The 20,276-nt window shown below is 69.9% G+C and carries 18 protein-coding genes; 1 reads left to right on the forward strand and 17 read right to left on the reverse strand.

Features of this window, described 5'->3' with window-relative positions:
- Positions 1–66: 66 nt before the first annotated feature.
- The 11 genes from CVV72_RS15700 to CVV72_RS15750 all read right to left on the reverse strand — a co-directional run bounded on the left by CVV72_RS15700 (position 67) and on the right by CVV72_RS15750 (position 10,876).
- Positions 67–645, reverse strand: a complete 579-nt coding sequence (locus CVV72_RS15700) for an acireductone dioxygenase (protein WP_219153112.1) — start codon at positions 643–645, stop codon at positions 67–69.
- The gene (gene mtnB, locus CVV72_RS15705; RefSeq protein WP_219153113.1) at positions 642–1,274 is read right to left on the reverse strand and encodes a methylthioribulose 1-phosphate dehydratase; all 633 of its coding nucleotides are present in this window, start codon (positions 1,272–1,274) and stop codon (positions 642–644) included. The genes CVV72_RS15700 and mtnB overlap by 4 nt, the downstream gene beginning before the upstream one ends.
- Positions 1,271–1,987 carry an acireductone synthase gene (gene mtnC, locus CVV72_RS15710; protein ID WP_219153114.1) on the reverse strand — a complete coding sequence of 239 codons (717 nt, stop codon included), beginning with the start codon at positions 1,985–1,987 and terminating at the stop codon, positions 1,271–1,273. The genes mtnB and mtnC overlap by 4 nt, the downstream gene beginning before the upstream one ends.
- Positions 1,984–2,994, reverse strand: coding sequence for a methylthioribose-1-phosphate isomerase (locus tag CVV72_RS15715; protein ID WP_219153980.1), 1,011 nt, complete (start codon positions 2,992–2,994; stop codon positions 1,984–1,986). Before CVV72_RS15715 ends, mtnC begins: the two co-directional genes overlap by 4 nt.
- Complete coding sequence (locus CVV72_RS15720; protein WP_219153115.1) at positions 2,994–4,124, reverse strand: acyl-CoA dehydrogenase family protein; 1,131 nt, start codon at positions 4,122–4,124, stop codon at positions 2,994–2,996. Before CVV72_RS15720 ends, CVV72_RS15715 begins: the two co-directional genes overlap by 1 nt.
- Complete coding sequence (locus CVV72_RS15725) at positions 4,121–4,849, reverse strand: nucleoside phosphorylase (protein ID WP_219153116.1); 729 nt, start codon at positions 4,847–4,849, stop codon at positions 4,121–4,123. The genes CVV72_RS15720 and CVV72_RS15725 overlap by 4 nt, the downstream gene beginning before the upstream one ends.
- Complete coding sequence (locus CVV72_RS15730; protein WP_219153117.1) at positions 4,846–5,703, reverse strand: ABC transporter permease; 858 nt, start codon at positions 5,701–5,703, stop codon at positions 4,846–4,848. The genes CVV72_RS15725 and CVV72_RS15730 overlap by 4 nt, the downstream gene beginning before the upstream one ends.
- Positions 5,700–6,704: an ABC transporter permease gene (locus CVV72_RS15735; protein WP_219153118.1), complete on the reverse strand. Its 1,005-nt coding sequence runs from the start codon at positions 6,702–6,704 to the stop codon at positions 5,700–5,702. The genes CVV72_RS15730 and CVV72_RS15735 overlap by 4 nt, the downstream gene beginning before the upstream one ends.
- Positions 6,701–8,218 carry an ABC transporter ATP-binding protein gene (locus CVV72_RS15740; protein ID WP_255632705.1) on the reverse strand — a complete coding sequence of 506 codons (1,518 nt, stop codon included), beginning with the start codon at positions 8,216–8,218 and terminating at the stop codon, positions 6,701–6,703. Before CVV72_RS15740 ends, CVV72_RS15735 begins: the two co-directional genes overlap by 4 nt.
- On the reverse strand, positions 8,199–9,236 hold the full coding sequence (locus CVV72_RS15745; RefSeq protein ID WP_255632706.1) for a BMP family ABC transporter substrate-binding protein: 1,038 nt from the start codon (positions 9,234–9,236) through the stop codon (positions 8,199–8,201). The genes CVV72_RS15740 and CVV72_RS15745 overlap by 20 nt, the downstream gene beginning before the upstream one ends.
- 68 nt (positions 9,237–9,304) lie before the next feature.
- The gene (locus CVV72_RS15750; RefSeq protein ID WP_219153119.1) at positions 9,305–10,876 is read right to left on the reverse strand and encodes a metallophosphoesterase family protein; all 1,572 of its coding nucleotides are present in this window, start codon (positions 10,874–10,876) and stop codon (positions 9,305–9,307) included.
- Between the two features lie 292 nt (positions 10,877–11,168).
- Here CVV72_RS15750 and CVV72_RS15755 point away from each other — a divergent pair, with 292 nt between their 5' ends.
- Positions 11,169–12,410: an HNH endonuclease signature motif containing protein gene (locus CVV72_RS15755; RefSeq protein WP_219153120.1), complete on the forward strand. Its 1,242-nt coding sequence runs from the start codon at positions 11,169–11,171 to the stop codon at positions 12,408–12,410.
- A 196-nt stretch (positions 12,411–12,606) separates the two neighbouring features.
- On the opposite strand, the gene CVV72_RS15760 is transcribed toward CVV72_RS15755, so the two are convergent.
- From CVV72_RS15760 to aspS, 6 genes are all read right to left on the reverse strand, one after another.
- On the reverse strand, positions 12,607–13,626 hold the full coding sequence (locus CVV72_RS15760) for a hypothetical protein (protein ID WP_255632707.1): 1,020 nt from the start codon (positions 13,624–13,626) through the stop codon (positions 12,607–12,609).
- Between the two features lie 207 nt (positions 13,627–13,833).
- Positions 13,834–15,201 carry a replication-associated recombination protein A gene (locus tag CVV72_RS15765; RefSeq protein WP_219153121.1) on the reverse strand — a complete coding sequence of 456 codons (1,368 nt, stop codon included), beginning with the start codon at positions 15,199–15,201 and terminating at the stop codon, positions 13,834–13,836.
- Positions 15,202–15,244: 43 nt separating this feature from the next.
- On the reverse strand, positions 15,245–16,093 hold the full coding sequence (locus CVV72_RS15770; protein WP_219153122.1) for an SGNH/GDSL hydrolase family protein: 849 nt from the start codon (positions 16,091–16,093) through the stop codon (positions 15,245–15,247).
- A gap of 75 nt (positions 16,094–16,168) precedes the next feature.
- Entirely contained in the window at positions 16,169–17,356 is a 1,188-nt protein-coding gene (locus tag CVV72_RS15775; protein ID WP_219153123.1) for a phosphotransferase, read from the reverse strand.
- A 79-nt stretch (positions 17,357–17,435) separates the two neighbouring features.
- Entirely contained in the window at positions 17,436–18,377 is a 942-nt protein-coding gene (locus CVV72_RS15780; RefSeq protein ID WP_219153124.1) for a DUF389 domain-containing protein, read from the reverse strand.
- The gene (gene aspS, locus CVV72_RS15785; protein WP_219153125.1) at positions 18,377–20,149 is read right to left on the reverse strand and encodes an aspartate--tRNA ligase; all 1,773 of its coding nucleotides are present in this window, start codon (positions 20,147–20,149) and stop codon (positions 18,377–18,379) included. Before aspS ends, CVV72_RS15780 begins: the two co-directional genes overlap by 1 nt.
- Positions 20,150–20,276 lie beyond the last annotated feature (127 nt).

Below are 20,276 nucleotides of genomic sequence, written 5' to 3' on the forward strand. Positions count from 1 at the left end.
GACATCTGACGTCGCGAAAGTGGCTTTCGCGACGTGCCACCCACGCCCAACGCAAGCCCGAAGCGGTCAGTAACGCCCGGCGGTCAACGTGTCGAAGTCCGGGAAGTCCCCCGCCAGCGTCGCGCCGGTGAAGTTCCCGACCCACCCGCCGTCGTCGTGGAAGAACCGGATGGACACGTAGTCGGGCCGCGTGCCCATGTCGAACCAGTGCGTGGTGTTCGCGGGCACGCTCAGCAGGTCTCCCGCCTCGCACAGCACCGCGTACACCTTGCCTCCGACGTGCAGGTAGAACACGCCGGATCCCCGCGCGAAGAAGCGATCTTCGTCATCGTCGTGGGTGTGCTCGGCGAGGAACTTCTGCCGGGCTTCGGCGGCCTCGGCCGCCCAGCCGGGCTCGTCCGACGGGGTCATCCGGACGGCGTCCACGAAGGTGTAGCCCTCGGCCGCCGAGACCTTGCCGATCGGTTCCTCGTAGGCGGCCAGCACCTGCTCAGGCGTCACTTCGCGCGGCAGATCCGGGACGAGGTCCCAGCGGTCGAACCGGACGCCGAGCCGCCCGAGTTCCCCGGTGATCACGGCCGGGTCCTCGGTCCTGAGCGCGATCTCGCCGGGCCGGTCGTCCGGCCACACGGTCAGCAGGGTCATCGCACTCCCCTTTCTCCACCGACAAGTCTTGTCTCTACCCGGAACCGGAGCAACCACTCCAAACATTCCACGCGATGACGCGCGTGGCGCAGGTCATCCCCCCAGACGTAGATCCCGTGCCGCGCGACGATCACCGCCGGCGTGTCCGCCCGGAACCCCGCCTCGAACGCGTCACCGAGGACGCGCATGTCCTGGCCGTTGGCGATCACCGGGATGGTCACCAGGTCGTCGTGCGCGGCGCGGCCGAAGCCCTTGAGCATCTCCAGGTCACGCAGTTCGACACCGTCCGGCCAGTGCTCGGCGGCCACCACCGGCGCGAGCGCGTGCACGTGGACCACCGCGCCCGCGCCCGACACCGCCGCGATCCGGGCGTGCAATCCGGCCTCGGCCGACGGCACCTTCTCCGGATGCGGCTGGTCGGCGACGGCCAGCCCGTCTTCGCCGACCACCACGACGTCGTCGCTGGTCAGCTCGCCCTTGTCCCGGCCGCTGACGGTGACGGCGACCCGCAGCGGATCACGCCCGAGCACCACCGAGAGGTTGCCGGACGTGCCCCGCATCCAGCCCAGCCCGGCGAACCGGGCGGACTCCTCGGCCAGCGCGCGTCCGGCGAGTTCCAGAAGACTCATCGAGTGACGACCTTCACCTCGTCGAACGTCCGGATCGTCCGGTGTGTCCCGAAATCAGCGTCGCCGAAGGGCTCACCCACGCGGGCGAGACCGACGGTCTGCCAGCCGTCGGCGGCGGCCCCGTCGAGTTCGGCGGGGACGTCGGAGAAGAACACGATGTCACCCGGTTCGGCCTCCAGCGCGGAGGCGATCGCGCGGTACGACGGCACCTCGCGTTTCGGCCCGGCGTTGACGGTGTCGAAATGCTTCTCGAACAGGCCGGTGACGTCACCGTCGGTGGTCCGGGAGAACGAGGCGATCTGCCCGGCGACCGAACCGGAGGAGAACACCGCGAGCCGCAGCCCGGACTCGTGCCACGACCGCAGCGCCGGGGCGACGTCGCCGAAGAACTCCGTCGTGAGGTCGCCCTCGGCGTACCCGCGCTGCCAGATGAGCCCCTGCAACGTCTTCAGCGGCGCGATCTTCTGATCCGCGTCCATCCAGCCGTGCAGCACCCGCACGACGTCCACTGTGGACGCGTCCGCCGGGAGCCCGCCGAGTTCCTTGATCTCGGCGACAGCACCGGCGACTTCGGGGTCATCCGGGTGGTCGTCGATCCACGGGCCCAGCCGCGGGCGCGCGTAGTCGTAGAGGGTCACGTGCACGTAGCTGGTGGCGGTCAGCGTGCCCTCGATGTCGAGGACCACCCATCGGGCGGTCAGCGTTGCGGTCACTGGTTCGCTTCCCCTTCTGCGTAGTACTCGCGGAGCCGTCCGGGCTCGAAGGCCCCGCGGTCGGTCACCACCGCGGTCACGAACCGCGGTGGTGTCACGTCGAAGGCCGGATAGTGCCCACGGACGCGTTCGCTCGCGACGCGGTGCCCGAGCGCGCTCAGCACTTCGTCGCCGTCGCGGTATTCGATCGGCACGTCGGCACCGGTCGGTGCCGCCTGATCGGGTGCCTGGACCATCGCGAGGAACGGCACGCCGAACGCCTTCGCCGCCACCGCGAGGCCCAGGGTGCCGATCTTGTTGACGACGTGACCGTCCATGGTGACGCGGTCGGCCGCGGTCACCAGCGCGCCGGCCTCGCCGGAGGACAGCACCGCGGCGCCCATCCCGTCGGTGATCAGCCGGGTGTCGGCGCCCATCTCGGCGAGCGTCTCGGCGGTCAGCCGCGCGCCCTGCAGGTACGGCCGGGTCTCCGTGCACAGGAAGGAGAACTCCTTGCCCTGCCGCCGCGCGGCGAGCACGAATTCGACCAGGTACAGGTCGGCCCAGCAATGCGTCAGCACGGTCGCCTTGTCCGGCACCAGCTCCGCCGCGTGCGCACCCAGCGCGCGGCTGCGGGACCGATACAATTCGTCACCTACTCGCGCACCCCTGGACGCGGCCTCGACGAGATCACCGACCGCTCTGTCCACTTCGGACAGTACGGCGGCGACGGCCTTGCGCAGGTGGTTGTTGGTCTTGCGGGTCGCGACGATCCGCTCACCCGCCCGCTCCAGGTACGCCCGAGGGTCGGCCGACCCGGACGCCTCCCGGGCGGCGAGCACCATCGCGCCCAACGCGGCGAAATACGGCCCCGAAGACTGTGTGACCATGTTTTCGATGGCCACCGCGACCTCTTCCGAAGTCCGGCAGAGCACCCATTCCCGCTCGAACGGGAAGACCCGGCGGTCGAGGATGTGCACGCCTTCGTCGTCGAGGCGGACGCTTTCGGCGAGGATCGGCAGCGTCATCAGCTGTACCCCGAAAGGCACGGCGGGATCCCGTTGAGGAAGTGGTCGCCGACCTCGCGCGCCTTGTACGTCACGGGGTCGTGCAAAGTCAGCGTGCGGGCGTTGCGCCAGAAGCGGTCGAAGCCGTACTTCGTCGCGGTGGCCCGCGCGCCGGTGAACTCGAAGACCTTGCTCGTGGTCTCGACCGCGGCCCGGCTCGCGACGATCTTCGCCGACGAGATGGCGATCGCCGCTTCGGCGCGTTCGGCCGGGGTCAGGTCGAAGCCGCGTTCGTCGGCCTCACCGAGCGCGGAAACCGCGGCGTCGACGGCGAAACCGGCCGCCCGCGCCGTCGCGACCAGCTCGCCGTATCCGGCCAGGGTGTACGGATCCTGCGCCGCTTTGTCCACATCGGACAGCGTCCAGGGCCGCGCGGACTCCCGTGTGTAGACGGCCGCCGCGTCGAGCGCGCCGAACGCGAGGCCGACGTACACCTGCGCGAGCATGAGCTGGAAACCGATCGCCGCCAGGGAGATGCGGGGTACTTTCGGATCCGACTGGTCTTCCGGCTGGGCGCCGAGCACGTCGTCCTTGGCGACGCGGACGGCCTCGAACCGCACCGCGCCGCTCGCCGTGAGCCGCTGGCCGATGTTGTCCCACTCACCGGGGAAGGTGATCCCGTCGGCCCGCGCGTCGACGACGAAGGTCAGCTTCTCGCCGTTGTCGGTCCTCGTCGCGCTGACCACCAGGCGATCGGCGACGGCCGCGCCGGTGGCGAAGGTCTTGGTGCCGTCGACGGTGAACCCGCCGTCGACCGGGGTCATGAGCAGGGCGGCGTCGAGCGGATTGCTCACGCCCGCCCAGAACCAGCCCGGTTCGCTCGCCGCGCGTGGCCCGAACAGGCCGGTGCGCCACAGCTGCAGGTAGTGGTAGCCGAGCAGATGGCCGACCGACGCGTCCGCGGCGGAGACGATCCGGGTGGCCTCGTTCGCGGCCGCCCAGCCGGCGGTGTCGAGCAGGGGCAAGAGCCCGGACTCGCGCAGCAAGCCGACCTCGTGCACCGGGAGACGCCCGGCGAGGTCTCGCTCGGCCGCGTCCGCCGTCAGGGTGCTCGCCAACTCGAGCGCCACTTTTCGCCACACTTCGGTCATTCCGCCCCTTCCACGTCGATGAGAGCGTCGAGGGCGACACGAGTTGCCCTCGCCACCCCCTCGGCCACGACGTCGCGATGCGGGTCGTAGGCCGACGGATCGGGGTGCTCGGGCCGCGCGTCGCCGTCGATCACGAGCACACCACCGGCCCGCAGGCCGCGCAATGCCGCGAACACCAGCAGCGTGGAGAGTTCCATCTCAATGGCGATCACCCGCGCGGCCAGGTACTCGGTCATCGGGAGGGTGAGCACCAGCGGGCTGAACGCGGCCCGCGTCCACACCACGCCCCGATGCGCCTCGGGAGCCGCGCGGCTCAGCGCCACGACGATCTCCGGGGTGGCGAACGCCGGGTACTCCGGATGGATCAGCTGCTGGGTGACGCCGTCGTCGCGGACGGCGGCCTCGGCGATGACGAGATCGCCGTCGGTGATCCCGTCGGCCAGCGATCCGGCGGTGCCGAGCCGCAGAAACGTGCGGACGCCCGCCTCGGCCAGCTCACCGAACTGGCACAGCGCGCCGGGGCCGCCGACACCGTGCGACGACACGACGACCGGGACCCCCTTCCAGGTGCCGGTGTAGCTGCGGTACTCGCGGTTCTGGCCGACGAGGACGCCATCCGCCAGCGACTCGGCCACGGCCGTCGCGCGATCCGGGTCGCCCACGACCAGCGCGCGCGGCGGCAGTCCGTGCCGGGGGATCTTGGTGATGGGCAGGACGTCGCTCACGCGGGCTGTCCCTTCTTGCGCTTGATGTTGGACAGGAACAGCGCCACGAGCGTGACGACGTACGGGGCGGCGTCGGTGGCCTGCTGCGGCAACCCGATGCCCTGGAGCCGGAAGCCGAACGCCTCGGCGAGGCCGAACAGCAGCGCCGCGAGCAGCACGCCGAGCGGATGCGCGCGGCCCAGCATGACCGCCACGACGGCGATCCAGCCGCGGCCCGCGGTCATGTTCTCGGCGAAGAGCGTCACCGAGCCCAGCGCCAGTTGCGCGCCGCCGAGACCGCACAGCGCTCCGCCCGCGAGGATCACCCCGTAGCGGTACTTGGTCACGTTGACGCCGAGACTGGACGCCGCTTCCGGGCGCTCGCCCACGCCGCGCAGCCGCAGGCCCCACGGATGCCGGTACAGCAGCACCGCGAGCGCGGGCACGGCCAGCCAGGACAGGTAGACCAGTAGCGACTGCCCGGGGATCGGCCCGAACTGGCCCAGTCCTTGCAACGACGGATCGCTGAACGAGCCTTCGGTGCCGAAGACGGTACGGATGAGGAAGCTCGTCAGGCCGACCGCGAGCAGGTTGCTCGCGACGCCCAGCACGATCGGATCACCATCGAAGGTGATCGAGCCGATCGCGAGGATCAGCGAGTACGCGGTCGCCGCGAGCACCGCCACGACGACGCCGATCCAGGCGCTGCCGGTGTACCAGCTCCCGGCCACCGCGCCGAAGCAGCCGACCAGGAGGGAACCCTCCAGCGAGATGTTGAAGACCCCGGCCCGCTGGCACAGCGCGCCCGCGAGCGCGGCGAACAGGATCGGCGTCAACGCGGTGAACGCCGAGGAGAACAGACTCGCGTCGATCATGCCCGCCTCGCCTTCCGCCTGAAGACCCCCGAGGCGGCCGCGAGGAAGATGATCAGCACCGCCTGCATGACCGCGGTGAGTTCGCGGGGGACCTGGGTGGCGCGTTCCATCGCGAAGCCGCCGCTGGTCAGCGCCGCGAAGAACACCGCCGCGAGCAGCGTTCCGAGCGGGCTCGCCCCGGCGAGCAGCGCCGCCAGCAGCCCGATCCAGGTGTACTGCGGCGTGATCAGCGCGCCGTCGATGAACCGGTACGGGAAGCCGAGGACGGCGATCGCGCCGACCAGCCCGGCCGTCCCGCCCGAGGCGGCCAGCAGCCGCAGGGTGAGTTTCGGCCGGTCGATCCCGGCGTAGGCGGCGAACCGCGGCGCCCACCCGGTCACCTTCGTCTCGAAACCGGCGGGTGTGCGGGCGTCGATCACCGTGTAGACCGCGATCACCGCCACCACGAGGAAGATCCCGGTCGTCACGCCGTCGATTTCGGGCAACCGCGCGCCTTCGGTCAGCTGCGGGCTCTGCGGCAGGCTGGAACCGGCGTCCTTCATCGGGAACCGCACCAGATACCCGGCGAGCGACATCGCCGGATAGCTCAGCAACAGCGTGCTGATCAGCAACGGGACGCCGAGGCGGTTCTCGCAGACCGCGGCCAGCGCGGCGTACGCGGCCCCGGCGAGGATGCCCGCGAGCAGCGCGAGGATGACCTTCACCGGCCCCGGGCCGGGCACGGAGAGGCCGACGGCGAGCGCGCTGACCGCGCCGAGCACCAGCTGCCCCTCACCGCCGAGGTTCACCATGCCCGCGCGCAGCGGGATGGCCAGCGCGGTCGCCATCCCCGCGACGGGGACGGCGTAGGCGAGGGTGTCGCCGATGCCGTCGGGGCCGAACGCGCCGGAGACGATCGCGCCGTACGCGGCCAGCGGATCGGTTCCGGTGGCCAGCAACAGGAGCGCGCCGAGCACGAGCGCGGCGGCGACCGGGACGGCGACGAGGCGGACGCGGGTCATCCGGCACCTCCGGCCATCGCGAGGCCGATCGTGTGCGGATCGGCCTCGTCCTTGGTGAACTCCGCGACGATCCGGCCCTCGAACAGCACCAGCACGCGGTCCGACAACGCCAGGATCTCGCTGAGTTCGGCGGAGATCAGCAGGACGGCGTGCCCGGCGTCGCGATGGGCGACGAGGCGGGTGTGGATGTTCTCGATCGCGCCGACGTCGACGCCGCGGGTGGGCTGTTCGACCAGCAGGAACGGCGCGTCGTGGGTGAGTTCGCGGCCGAAGATCGCTTTCTGCTGGTTACCGCCGGACAGCGTGCCCATCGCGGCGGCGGGGCCGGACGCGCGGACGTCGTAGTCCTCGATGATCGCCGACGCGTGCTCGCCGATCGCTCTGCGACGCAGGAATCCCCTGCGCGCCAGGGGACGCTTGCGATGGAAGCCGACGGCCAGGTTCTCCCGCAGGCTCGCCGTGGGCGCCGAGCCGACCTCGGCGCGGTCTTCCGGGACGTGGGCGAGCCCGGCGTCTCTCCTGGCCCGCACCGACAATCCGTCGAGGTTCTGTCCATTCAGGACGATGGTGCCGCCGGTTTTCAGCAGGCCGGTGATGGCGCCGGAAAGCTCGGCCTGTCCGTTGCCCGCGACTCCGGCGACGCCGACGATCTCCCCGGCGCGCACGGTCAAGGACACGTTGTCCAGCAACGGCTTTCCTGCCACGCCGGAAACGATCAGGGATTGGGCTTCGAGGACGGCCTCGCCGGGCGTCCCGGCCGGGTGGACGCGATCGAGGTCGACCTCACGGCCGGTCATCGCCGCGGCGAGCCCGGCGGCCGTCTGGTCCGCGGTGCGGCCGCGGGCACTGACGCGACCGTCCCGCAGCACCGTGACGTGGTCGCTGACGGCGAGGACCTCCTGGAGTTTGTGCGACACCAGCAGAATCGTGCGATCCTCGGCGGCGAGGGCGCGCAGCACGCCGAACAGCCGCTCGGTCTCGGGCGGGGTGAGCACGGCGGTGGGTTCGTCGAGGATCAGCACACCGGCGTCGCGGTACAGCAGTTTGAGGATCTCGACGCGCTGCCGGAGCCCGACCGGCAGGTCACGGACGCGATCGCCGGGGCGCAGCCGCAGTTCGTGCCGTTCGATCAGTTCGGTGACGCGGCCCGTCGCCGCCTTGCGGTCCAGCAGACCGCGGCGGGTCGGTTCGCTGCCGAACACGACGTTCTCGGTGACGGTGAGTTCGCCGAACAGCGCGAATCCCTGCTGCACCATGCCGACACCGGCGTCGATGGCCTGCGCGGGCGAGCCGAAGGAGACTTCCTCGCCGTGCAGGGAGATCGTGCCCTCGTCGGGCCGGTGCAGGCCGTAGAGCACGGACATGAGCGTCGACTTGCCCGCGCCGTTCTCCCCCATCAGCGCGTGGATCTCGCCGCTGCCGACGTCGAGGTCCACGTGGTCGTTCGCGAGCACTCCGGGGAACCGCTTGACGATCCCCCGGAGTGAGACGGCGTCAGGACTTGGCGGGGTCATCGACGACGATCGCGCCCGAGACGATCTGGTCCCGTAGTTCGCCGACCTTGGCCAGCACGTCGGGGTGGCTCGCGACGACGCACTGCGAGGCGGCGGCGTCCGGCTCCAGCCCGGTCAGGGAAATGCCCTTCTCCTTGAGACCATAGGACTTCGTCTCGCCGGTCTTGCCGCCGAGGATCGCGTCGACGCCGTCGCCGACGACGACGTTGGTGCGCTTGATGACGTTGTCCACGACCTGTCCCGGGCTGGCCGGGCACTGATTGGCGTCGACCCCGAACGCGAAGAACCCGCCCTGTTCGGCCGCCTCGAACACGCCGAGGTTGCCCGCCGCGGACGCCGCGCCCATGACGTGGTCGACGCCTTGGCCGGCCAGCGTGCCTGCCAGCGCCTTCGCGCGGGCCGGGTCGTTGAACGGGTTCGCGCCGCCGATGAACAACGGGGCCAGCGTGGTACCGGGTTTGGCCTTCTCGGCGCCCTGCCCGAACGGGATCGAGTACCGGCGGAATTGGGGCGCGTCGAGCACGACGACCGCGCCGACCTTGCCGCTCTTGCTCAGCAGCCCGGCCTCGGCACCGGCGAGGTAGCTGCCCTCGTGCTCGCGGAACACCGCGCAGGTGACGTTCGGGAACGGTTTCGTCGTGCAGGAGTCCACGAAGAGGAACTTCTGCTCCGGGTTGCGCTCCGCCTCGGCCGCGATCACGTCGGCGAAGTTGAAGCCGACGGCGACGATCACGGCGGGTTTCTCCCGCACCGCGGCCGCGAGGTTCTGCTGGATCGACGCCGGATCGGTGCTCTGGTACACCTTCTGCGTCCCGTTGTGCTTCTTGGCCGAGTCCTCGATGCCCTGGACGGCGAGTTTGAGGAAGTCGTTGACCCCGACCGGGCTCGGCGTGATCAGGACCAGCGCGGGACCCGCGGCGTTCCGATCGGCCGGATCCTTGGCCGAGGCGTTACACGCGGCAAGGAGCGTGACGGCGGAAACGGCCATGACGGCCCGCAGGAGGGTTCTCGGCGACATGTCCCGGACTGTATGTCGCCGGTCCACGATATGGCACCGAGTCTCACCATGCGGGCCTGTGTAGGTCGTTATACGTCTCCCTGGTCGGCGCCGAGGACCGACGCGTGCCGCGAACGGTGGAGGCCGGCCGTACGGCGCAGGGTGAACCGGTCGATTTCGGCGCCGTCGTTGCGCAGGGTCCGCACGGTCAGCGTCGTCCGGCGGCCGGGCCAGGCGGGCTCGACGTCGATCGCGAGGAACGAGTAACCGGTGTAACGCACCCGCGACCAGGACACGGTCTCGGTCACCTTCTCGCCGCCCTTGACCCAGTGGTACGACTGGAACTCCCCCGTGAACGTGTCCGGCACCGGGAAGCTGTAGAGGCTCTTCCCGCCGCCACCGCAGGTCGCGTACACGGTTCCGTCGCGATCCGGCTCGACCGTGTCGCCGATTCTGACCTCCCGGGTCACCTTGCCGCCGCGCAGTGCGTCGGTGCGCTCGTAGATGTGGTTGTGCCCGTTGATCACGAGGTCGACCCGGTACTCGTCGAACAGCGGGACCCACTGCTCGCGGACGCCGCCCTCGGACGCGTGCTGATTGGTCGTCGAGTAGGCGCAGTGATGGAAGAACACCACCACGAAGTCGACGTCCGGCTGCGAGCGCAGGTACCGCAGGCGCCGCTTGAGCCACGCCGTCTGGGAGCCGCGCGAATAGCCGAGGTTGGCCGGGATCTCGTAGGAGACGTCATTGGCGTCGAGCGAGATCACCCCGACGTTGCCGTAGATGAACGAGTACACGCTCGGGCAGTCGTGCGGGCCGCTGCCGGGGAAGTCCCAGCGCTTGACCTGGCCGCCGTAGCCGTCGGGCGAGTAGAGGGCCTCCATGTCGTGATTGCCGGTGGTGACCATCCACGGCACCGACGCGGCGACACCCTCGATCTGCCGGTAGTAGGCGTCCCAGACCTTGGGGTCGAAGAGGTCGTGGTCCGCGTCGGGCTTGGTGCCGGGCGGCTTGCCCGCGCCACTCGGGTCGGCGTACGCGATGTCACCCGCCAGCAGGTGGAAACGCGGGTTCTGCCGCGCGACCGCGCCGTCCTGAGCGAGCGCCGTCGTCGAAACACCCTGGTCACCGAACGCGGTGAAGGTGAACTTGCCCGCCGGGATTCCCCGTGCGGGCGCGGTGGTGAACGTCGAGATCGCCGCGGAACCGCCGTCGCCCGACGCCGGATCGAAACCCTCGTGCCCGACGGCGTAACGATAGGTGTGGCCGGGCCAGAGGTGGTCGGCCTCGGCGTGCAGGTAGTACTGGTCGTACGGCGCGATGACCCCGGCGACCTCGGAATGCAGCGCGCGAACCTCGGCCGGGATGCGGTGACTCCAGCCGCCGTGGCCGTCGGCGATCCGCAGGAACGGCTTCCGCACCGGCGCCGGCACCTGCCACGCGACCCGCATCGACGTCCGCGGATTCCGCCCGAACGCGAGATGCCGTCCGGCAGGGACGACTTTGTCGCCATCGGCGTAGGCGGTGCCCTGCAAGAGAAGCGGTCCGGCGGCGAGGACGGCGCCTTTGAGTATCGTGCGGCGGCGCAGGTACTCGTGTTGTTCGGCCATCGGCAGACGTGAAGCCAGTGCGTCGGGAACACCGACCCTCGGGATTTCCATACGCGGGATACTCGCCGACGGATGTGTTCGGCTCGCGACGGCAAGGCGAACGGGAGCGGTCGAACTGTCCAGGGTGGACTCAAGGAATTCTCAAGCTCGCTTTACTTTCGGGCTTATCGCATTTAGCCGGCTACTTGCTTCGCGCACTGATCGCTTTTAGTCGGCTAATTGCGCCAGGCTTCTTTACGTGGTCGCCGCACGAGGCCGAATCACCCTTCAGTGTTGTCCAGGCGTTTCGCTCGTCGCTTAAAATTACGAACACGTGTTCTATTGTTTGCGGTATTCTGGAGGCGTGTCCGAGACCTTCCTTCCCGAACTGCCGCAGGAGTTGTGGCGTGCTGGCAAGCTGGAGCTTGCCCATGGCGTGCAGCAGTCCTTGCAGGTGATTCGCATGGCTACCGCGGGTTTGGGGCGGTATTTGGCGGAGATCGAGTCGCGGGGCGTCAAAGACTTGTACGGGTATGGCCGCACGGCCGCGTGGTTCGCCGATATCGCCGGACTGTCGGTCGGTGAAGCCGGTGCCGTAGTGAAGCGGGCCATCGCGCTGAACCCGACCCGCGCGTTGGACGGCACCGAGGTTCCGGCCGCGCTGCCTGCCACTGCCGCTGTGGCGGCGGAGGGGTTGGTCGGGGACGAGCGGATCGACCAGATCCTCGAGATCGTGAAGAAACTTCCGGCCGAGGATCGGGCGAACGCGGAGAAGATCCTCGCCGATCTTGCCCCGAGTGCCGGTCCCCGGCAGCTGGCCAAGGCCGAGGCGAACCTGCTCGCCTTGCTCGACCCCGACGGCAAGGCGCCCAAGGATCCGGAACCGAAGGAGCCGCGCCGGGAAATCACCCTGGAGCGCCGCAAAGACGGATTCTGGAAACTCACCGGGTTGCTCGATGACGAGACCGGTGCCCGCACCGCCGCCGCCCTGGAGGCCTACGCCCAGCACCGCCCCGTCGACGAGTTCGGGCAGGCGGACCTGCGGATGAAGTGCGAGCGCATGGGTGATGCGTGGGTCGATATTCTCGATCTGGCGATCGCGTGCCCGGACCAGCCTGGCACCAGCGGCTACCGCACCCTCGTCCATGTCACCATCGGACTTGACGAGTTGAAGTCGGGTCTCGGGACCGCGTGCCTGGACTTCGTCGGCACGATGACCGCAAGGGAAGCCCGGCTGGCCGCCTGCGACTGCCTGATGCTGCCCGTCGTGCTGAGCGCCGCCGGAGAACCCCTCGACGTGGGGCGGCTGCGACGATTCGTGACACCCGGCCAACGCCGAGCGTTGAACATCCGCGACGGCGGCTGCGCCTTCCCCGGATGCCATCGGAAACCCAAGAACTGCCACGCCCACCACATCGTGCACTGGGCAGACGACGGACCGACGGATCTCCGCAACCTCGTACTGCTCTGCGGATTCCATCACCGCCTGATCCACCACGGTGACTGGGAAGTACGCATGGCCGCCGACGGACTACCGGAGTTCATCCCACCCCAATACCGAGATCCGCTCCGACATCCCCGCCGCAACACCCTCCATCACGTCTGAACCCGAGGAGCCCGCCAGCCACCGGCGACGGGCCCCTCGGCATGCCCGCAGCTCCGCAGCGACATTCCGGAGACGTCCCCGCCCAAGGCCCGAACCCGCGTGACCGGACCGATCACGCACGACTGCGGGGATTTCGGGTCATCCAACGTCCCGAAATCCGCACAGTCCGCCGCCAACGGACCGATCACAACCTGATTCAGGGCCTGTCCGCCGCCGCGGCGACGAAGATCTCCGTCTCCAGGAAGACCCGCCACTGCGCGGGAGATTCGCTCCGCAGGGCACGATAGGCGGCAGCCTGGACCTGGCTGCCAGACCTCGCCCTGGACCAGATCTCGCGAACCAAAGGCCCTTCCTGGAGGTACCTGGCGTATCCGGCCTCGATACCGACGACAGCGGCGGCGCGGACCTTGATGGTGTCCACCTTGTCCTTGGCCGCGGCCTCGAAGATGCCGGTGTCGATGAAAGCACGCCACTGCTCCGGCGTCCGGCTGTGGAAGGCCCGGTACCACACCTCGGAGTCCCGGGGCGCCAGGTCATGGAACCAGATCTGCTCCACGAAATACTCGTCTGTCAGCTGCGCGGCCAGCGCCGGATCCATGCCGACGACGGCGGCAGCCTTCACCCGCGCGTCGCGGAGCTTCTTTTCCGCGGCTTCCTTCTCGGCCGCTTCCTTCGCCGCGTCCACGTCACGCTGATGCTCGACGAAGATCCCGCGGACGATGAACTCCTTCTGCTCCGCCGGTGTCCCGCTGAAAACCTTGCCCGCGGCCGCCCTCACGAACGAACCTTGGGCGGCCCGTTCCCACAACTCGAACACGAAGTTCTTGTCGTCCTGGGCCAGCAGGATCGAGATCAGCTCGAAACCGAGCAGTGCGGCGGCGGGCTGCCGCTCCGCGCGCCGGGCCTGGTACAGCGTTTCCCGGTCCAGATCCCGCTGGTGCGCCTCGTAGATCCCGGTGCTGAGGAACAACGAAGTCCACCCGTCGTTGTAGGCGCCGAGCGCCGCGAACTGGACTTCCCGCGCGATCTCGCCACGCAGCTTCGCGGCACGGTAGATCTCAAAGACGAAGTCCCGTTCAGCGGCCCGCAACAACACCGGGGTCACTTCGAGCCCGACGACGGCTGCGGCGGCGGTGCGCACCTCGTCCGGCGTCTGCGTCACGACCGAGGCGCCGGCCGGGGCCTCGGTAGCCAAAGCGGGGGCAGCAGTCGCCACGGCGAAAACCGCGACGGAAGCGGTCACGAAAACACGAATTCCGAAAACAGCCATCGGTTGAGGTTGTCGGTCTCGTTCTGCTCGCCGTCGTGGTCGAGCACGGGAGACCCCACCCAGCGTGACAACCCGGCATCCCCCAGCCACAAGGGATATAGCCCCGTGCTCGACGATCGTTACCGATCACGGCGACCTTGCTCCGAACGCGGGCTAACGTTCACCCCTGATGGTCCGCCGCAGCTTCGGAACCCGCTCGTGCAACGTCCGCTCCGCCCCGCGCTGCGTCGGCTCGTAGTAGTCCCGCCCGACCAGTTCGTCCGGCGGATACTGTTGCGCCAGAACACCTTCCGGGACGTTGTGCGGGTACCGGTAGCCCTTCGCGTTGCCGAGCTTCTCCGCTCCCGCGTAGTGCCCGTCGCGCAGATGCGGCGGCACCGTCCCGATCCGCCCGGACCGGACGTCGCTGAGCGCGGCGTCGATGCCGGTGATGACGGCGTTCGACTTCGGCGCCGTCGCCAGGTGCACGGTCGCCTGCGCCAGCGCGAGACGGCCTTCCGGCATCCCGATGAACTGCACCGCGTGCGCCGCCGCGACGGCCGACTGCAACGCCGTCGGGTCGGCCATGCCGATGTCCTCGCTCGCGTGCACCACCAGCCGCCGGGCCAGGAACCGCGGGTCCTCCCCCGCCTCGATCATCCGCGCCAGGTAATGCAGCGCGGCGTCCACATCGGACCCCCGGATCGATTTGATGAACGCGCTGATGACGTCGTAATGCTGGTCGCCGTCGCGGTCGTAGCGCACCGCCGCCTTGTCCACTGTGGACTCGACGATGGGCAGGTCGATCGTCTTGGCCTCGGTCGCGCTCGCCGCGTCCGCGGCCGCTTCCAGCGCGGTGAGCGCTCGCCGCGCGTCACCGGAGGCCAGCCGCACCAGATGTTCCCGCGCGTCTTCGGTGAGGGTGAGTTCGCCGCCGAGACCACGTTCGTCGGCCAGCGCGCGTTCGATCAGCGTGACGATGTCGGCGTCGGTCAGCGGCCGCAGCTGCAGCACCAGCGACCGCGAAAGCAGCGGCGAGACGACGGAGAACGACGGGTTCTCCGTGGTGGCCGCCACCAGCAGTACCGTCCGGTCCTCGACGGCGCCGAGCAGGGCGTCCTGCTGGGTCTTGGAGAACCGGTGGACCTCGTCGATGAACAGCACCGTGTTCTCGGCGTTGTAGGCCCGGCGGCGGCGGGCCTCCTCGATGACCCCGCGCACCTCCTTCACCCCGGCCGACAGCGCCGACATCGCCACGAACCGGCGGCCGGTCGCGGCCGAGACCAGGTTCGCCAGCGTGGTCTTGCCCGTCCCCGGCGGACCGTAGAGCAGCACGGAAGCGGGAGCCGCGCCTTCGACGAGCCGCCGCAGCGGCGCGCCCTCACGCAGCAGGTGCTGCTGGCCGACGACCTCGTCGAGCGACCGCGGCCGCATCCGCACCGCCAGCGGCGAGCCTGCCGGGACCGCGGTGTTCCTCGGCTCGGCCGGCTCCGGCGGCGGCCCGAGGTCGGGGTTCACGGTGAAGAGTTCGTCCTGTGCCACGGTGTCGACGGTAGCCGTACCCACCGACGGTTCCGGCCACAGGTCAGCGCAGCCGCTCCCGGAACGCGTGCCACATGATCACGGCCGCGTACGGCACGAACTCGCGGCCGCGCCGCCACACCCACGGGACGCCCTTGAGCACCAGCCAGCCGACGTGCCCGGCGGTACTCGGCTCCACGCCTCCCGAGCAGGTCAGGCTGACCGGCCGCGGCACCGCGAACCCGGCCTCGGCGAGCCGTTCGGTGAACCCGGTCGCCAGCATCCGGTGCCCGAGTTCCGATGGGTGCAGCCGGTCGACGCTCCACGCGGTGAGGTCGTAGGCACCCGGCAGGAGTTCGAGGTCGAGACACGGCACGCCCTCGCGTTCGACGACCCCGTCGATGGCGGCGTTCAGTTCGGCCACCCGCTGGCTCAACGCCCGCCGCAAGGACTGCGGGAGACGGAACACCTTGCCGTGGTCGTGGTAGCGCACCGGGACCACGATGGTGCCGACGGCGGCCAGCGCACGGATCACCTCGGTGAGGTCTGCGGCGATCTTCTCGGCACTGAAATCGGGGCGCAGCGTGTCGTTCATCCCCGCCACCACCAGCGCGACGTCCGGCCGGTGCGCCACGGCCGCGGGAAGCTGCTTCGTCAGCACACAGCCCATGCGGGCACCGGTGAACGACGGGTTCAGGTAGCCGTCCGGTTCGACGCCCAGCGCCTCGGCGACCAGCGGGCCGACCCCGCGCCAGCCGCCTCGGTCCGGCAGTGGGTCGCCCAGGCCCACGGCCGTGGAATCGCCGAGTACGACCAGTCTGCGCGCGGACCTCGGGACGGCCGGCGCGGGAGGAAGGAGAGGTTCGGGACTCGGAGTGACTTCGACACTGATCACGGTCACGGTAGCCACCATCGGCCACGCAGACTCACCCGTGGTGATGCCTGGGTAACGCGGCGAGGACGGTCGAGCGAAAAGTCCGTGCGGCGGCTACCGGAACGCCGGATAGAACGCGAGGTCCGCGTGCGGCCCCAGCCGCGCGCCGAGCGCCGCGGCGACCCGGGTGGCGTGCTCGGAGATGTGGGTCAGGCGAGCGCGCAGCGAATGTTTGGCCAGTTCCCGCCACCAGGTCACCAGCGCGGCCTCCCGGCTGATCGGCGTGGCGTGCCGGCTCAGGTCCAGCTCCGGCAGGATCTCCCAGGTGATGACCCACAGCAGGAGCAGCTGACCGTCCATCAGGTGCTCGGCCAGCGCGTCTTCGTCCGCGAGCGCGGGCCAGACCGAGACGACCTCGGCCCGCCAGGCCGCGATCATCGCCTCGCTCATCCCCGGCGGCAGCGCCAGCGCGTCCTCACTGGACGCGAACGGGAGGCGCAGGTACGCCGCGTCCATGAGGGTGCTGCGCACCCGGCCGCGTTCGAAGTCGAGGAACCGCACTCCACCGCTGGTCACGAGGTTGTTGTCCGGGCTGAGATCGACGGGACTGAACGCGCGGTACGACGGCGAACCCGCGCGCTCGGCGACCTCCATGACCCGCTGCTGCACCGGCTCCGGCGTCTCGACGTCGAGCAGTTCTTCCAGCAGGCCGGGCAGCTGCGCGCACACCGCGGGCAGCGGCGCGTCCTCGTTCTTGACCGGGCCGCCCAGACGGCGCAACAGGGCGTTGAAGTCGGGCTCGCGGCTCGCGGTGCTCGCGTGCAACCTGCCCAGCGACCGGGCCCAGGACAGCAGCGCGCGTTCGGCTCCGCGCGCGTCGCGCGCATGGAGCTTGTCGTGCAGCGTCGGGACGCCGCCGAGGTCCTCGATCACCAGGACACGGTCCCGGCCGTCGTGGGCCAGCAGTTCCGGGCACATGCGGTCCTCCGGCGCGAGCGCGGTGAACAGCTGGTAGCTGACCGCCTCCTGCGCGAACGGATCGGGCCGCCCCGGTTCGGGTTGGTCGGGGTAGTGCTTGATGACCAGGGTCCGCGGCAGCGCGAACGGCGACGACGCCACCCGCGCCCGGACGACCGTGGCCGGGCCACTGCCGGCGAGGTCTTCGGGGGCGACGAGGGTGATCGCGCTGCCGAATCGGCGCGAAAGGACCGACTCGCCGGCGGCGACCGCGGCCGCGATGGCGAGGGTTTCGGCTCCAGCTCCGACGGTGGAATCGTCGGCAGAGGAGGTATCGACTGTCATTGCCACCGACCCTACTCGTGACTGAGCAACCATGACCACTGAGATCCGGGCAATCGCGCGCACTGGCGCGATCTGGGACTCATCCGCGTGAAAGCGGACGTTCCGTCACCCTCGATCGTTGCCCACGACGGCGCAATGTCAGCACAATGGCCGCAGCTGCAACGATTCCGAGGAGATTGACCAGCAGCTGGCCGGCCGAATAAAGGCACCGTTCCCACTGACCGGCAACCGCCGCGACCACCGCGTAACCCGCTGCGGGCACCGTCGTCACCGAGATGAACACGCCCACGAGCGCGGCGGATTTGGCCGAAGTCATGGAAAGCATCCCGGCCGCGCCGGCGAGCAGCGCGACGATCAGCGACGCGATTCCCACCTGATAGACGAAATCGACCTCGTGGTTGTCGGCGAGCTTGCTGACCTCCAGCACGCCGGTGGCATTTCCCACCAGCACCACACCGAGCGTGATCACCATCGCGATCGGGAAGCCGCCGAGCAGCGCGATTCCGCCCTGCTTGACGAGGTCTTTCCGCCGCAGCACCAGGCCGACCGCGATGGCCGCCAGCGGGCCGAATTCCGGACCCACCACCATCGCACCGACGATGGTGACCGACGAGTTCGTGATGACGCCGACGGACGCCAGCAGGCACGCGATGGTCAGGAACGCCTGAAATGTCCAGGTGAGGCGCGACTCCTCGCCGGTGCGGCCGACGAGTTCCTGCCACACCACCGCGTCCGCGGCCTCGCCCGGTGCGGCCTCTTCGGCCTTGTCGGCGGCGTCGGACACCGCGGTGTCCAGCGCTTCCAGCGTGATCCCGCCCGTGTGGTCGAGGTCGAGCCCGCACAGCGACTCGACGATGTCGTCGGTCGCCTCGCGGGCGATGTCCGCCTCGATCAGATCGCCCTCGGGCGCGACCGCCACCCCGCGATGTACCACCAGGTGCGCCGTCCCGGCGTGTGCCCGCAGGATCCGGATCGCTTCTTCGGTCCGGTCCGGCGGGCACACGGCCCTGAGATGGAGCATCAGCTCTGCACGGGCGGCGCGGGCTTGGCGTCGATGCCCGCCTCCTTGCGCTGCTCCGCGGTGATCGGCGCGGGAGCAGCGGTCAGCGGGTCGAACCCGCCGCCGGTCTTCGGGAACGCGATGACGTCACGCAGCGACTCGGCCTTGGCCAGCAGCATGACGATCCGGTCCCAGCCGAACGCGATCCCGCCGTGCGGCGGCGGGCCGAAGGCGAAGGCGTCGAGCAGGAAGCCGAACTTCTCCTGCGCCTCCTCCTCGGACAGGCCCATCAGCTCGAAGACCTGCTTCTGCAGATCCTGCTGGTGGATACGGATCGAGCCGCCGCCGATCTCGTTGCCGTTGCACACGATGTCGTAGGCGTAGGCCAGCGCGTTGCCGGGGTCGTCGGCGAGTTTGCCGATCCACTCCGGGGTCGGCGAGGTGAAGGCGTGGTGCAGGGCCTTCCACTTGCCGCCGCCGACCGCGACGTCGTCGGACTCCTCGGCCGAGATGAACATCGGGAAGTCGACGACCCAGACGAACGACCAGGCGTTCTCGTCGATCAGGCCGAGACGGCTGCCGATCTCCAGGCGGGTGGCGCCCAGCAGCGCACGCGCGTCGGCGGGCTTGCCCGCGGCGAAGAAGACGCAGTCGCCGGGCTTGGCGCCGGCGGCTTCGGCGACCGTCTCGCGTTCCTTCTCCGACAGGTTCTTCGCGACCGGCCCGCCGAGCGTGCCGTCCTCGTTGACCAGGATGTAGGCGAGGCCGCGGTGCCCGCGCTGCTTGGCGAAGTCCTGCCAGGCGTCGAGGGTGCGGCGCGGCTGGTCGGCCCCGCCCGCCATCACGACGGCGCCGACGTACGGCGCCTGGAACACGCGGAACGGGGTGTCGGCGAAGAACGCCGTCATGTCGGTGAGTTCGAGGTCGAAGCGCAGGTCCGGCTTGTCCGAACCGTACTTCTCCATCGCCTCGGCGTAGGTGATGCGCCGGAACGGCCGGGGGATCTCGGCGCCGATCAGCTTCCACAGCGCCGTCACGATGTCCTCGCCGAGCGCGATGACGTCGTCCTGCTCGACGAAGCTCATCTCGATGTCGAGCTGGGTGAACTCCGGCTGCCGGTCGGCGCGGAAGTCCTCGTCCCGGTAGCAGCGCGCGATCTGGTAGTACCGCTCGAGACCGCCGACCATGAGCAGCTGCTTGAACAGCTGCGGCGACTGCGGGAGCGCGTACCAGGAGCCGGGCTTGAGCCGGGCGGGGACCACGAAGTCGCGGGCGCCCTCGGGCGTGGAACGGGTCATGGTCGGGGTCTCGACCTCGACGAACTCCTGCGCGTGCAGCACCTCGCGGGCCGCGCGGTTCACCTCGCTGCGCAGGCGCATCGCGGCCGCGGGGCCGCTACGGCGCAGGTCGAGGTAGCGGTGCTTGAGCCGCACCTCCTCGCCGACGTCGACCCGGTCGTCGATGGGGAACGGCAGCACGGCGGCCTCGGACAGCACCTCGAGCTCGGTGGCCAGCACCTCGATCTCGCCGGTGGGGATCTCGGTGTTGGCGTTGCCTTCCGGCCGCTTCGAGACCTCACCGACGATGCGGACGCAGTACTCGGAGCGCAGCTGGTGAGCGCGCTCGGCCATCTCGCCCTCGCGGAAGACGACCTGGCTCACGCCGCCGGCGTCACGCAGATCGATGAAGATGACGCCGCCGTGATCGCGCCGCCGGGCCACCCATCCGGTGAGGGTGACCGTCTGACCGGCGTGCTCGGCACGCAAGGTGCCGGCTTTGTGGGTGCGAAGCACTGCGGGTGCTCTCCTTCGGCATCACGATTCTGCGATTCGACGGTTTTTCGCCGACGTCAAAGGCTAACGAATCGCCCCGGATGCCTCGCGACCAGGTGTTCTCAGGGCCGGTTGGCGGAGCCGAGGT

The organism is Amycolatopsis sp. TNS106 (assembly GCF_019330265.1).
Taxonomy (GTDB): domain Bacteria; phylum Actinomycetota; class Actinomycetes; order Mycobacteriales; family Pseudonocardiaceae; genus Amycolatopsis; species Amycolatopsis lurida.

Coding starts and splice junctions, on each gene's coding strand:
- CVV72_RS15700 (WP_219153112.1), bottom strand. CDS start 645: ATGACCCTGCTGACCGTGTGGCCGGACGACCGGCCCGGCGAGATCGCG.
- mtnB (WP_219153113.1), bottom strand. CDS start 1,274: ATGAGTCTTCTGGAACTCGCCGGACGCGCGCTGGCCGAGGAGTCCGCC.
- CVV72_RS15715 (WP_219153980.1), bottom strand. CDS start 2,994: ATGACGCTGCCGATCCTCGCCGAAAGCGTCCGCCTCGACGACGAAGGC.
- CVV72_RS15720 (WP_219153115.1), bottom strand. CDS start 4,124: ATGACCGAAGTGTGGCGAAAAGTGGCGCTCGAGTTGGCGAGCACCCTG.
- CVV72_RS15730 (WP_219153117.1), bottom strand. CDS start 5,703: ATGATCGACGCGAGTCTGTTCTCCTCGGCGTTCACCGCGTTGACGCCG.
- CVV72_RS15735 (WP_219153118.1), bottom strand. CDS start 6,704: ATGACCCGCGTCCGCCTCGTCGCCGTCCCGGTCGCCGCCGCGCTCGTG.
- CVV72_RS15740 (WP_255632705.1), bottom strand. CDS start 8,218: ATGACCCCGCCAAGTCCTGACGCCGTCTCACTCCGGGGGATCGTCAAG.
- CVV72_RS15745 (WP_255632706.1), bottom strand. CDS start 9,236: ATGTCGCCGAGAACCCTCCTGCGGGCCGTCATGGCCGTTTCCGCCGTC.
- CVV72_RS15750 (WP_219153119.1), bottom strand. CDS start 10,876: ATGGAAATCCCGAGGGTCGGTGTTCCCGACGCACTGGCTTCACGTCTG.
- CVV72_RS15770 (WP_219153122.1), bottom strand. CDS start 16,093: ATGGTGGCTACCGTGACCGTGATCAGTGTCGAAGTCACTCCGAGTCCC.
- CVV72_RS15775 (WP_219153123.1), bottom strand. CDS start 17,356: ATGACAGTCGATACCTCCTCTGCCGACGATTCCACCGTCGGAGCTGGA.
- CVV72_RS15780 (WP_219153124.1), bottom strand. CDS start 18,377: ATGCTCCATCTCAGGGCCGTGTGCCCGCCGGACCGGACCGAAGAAGCG.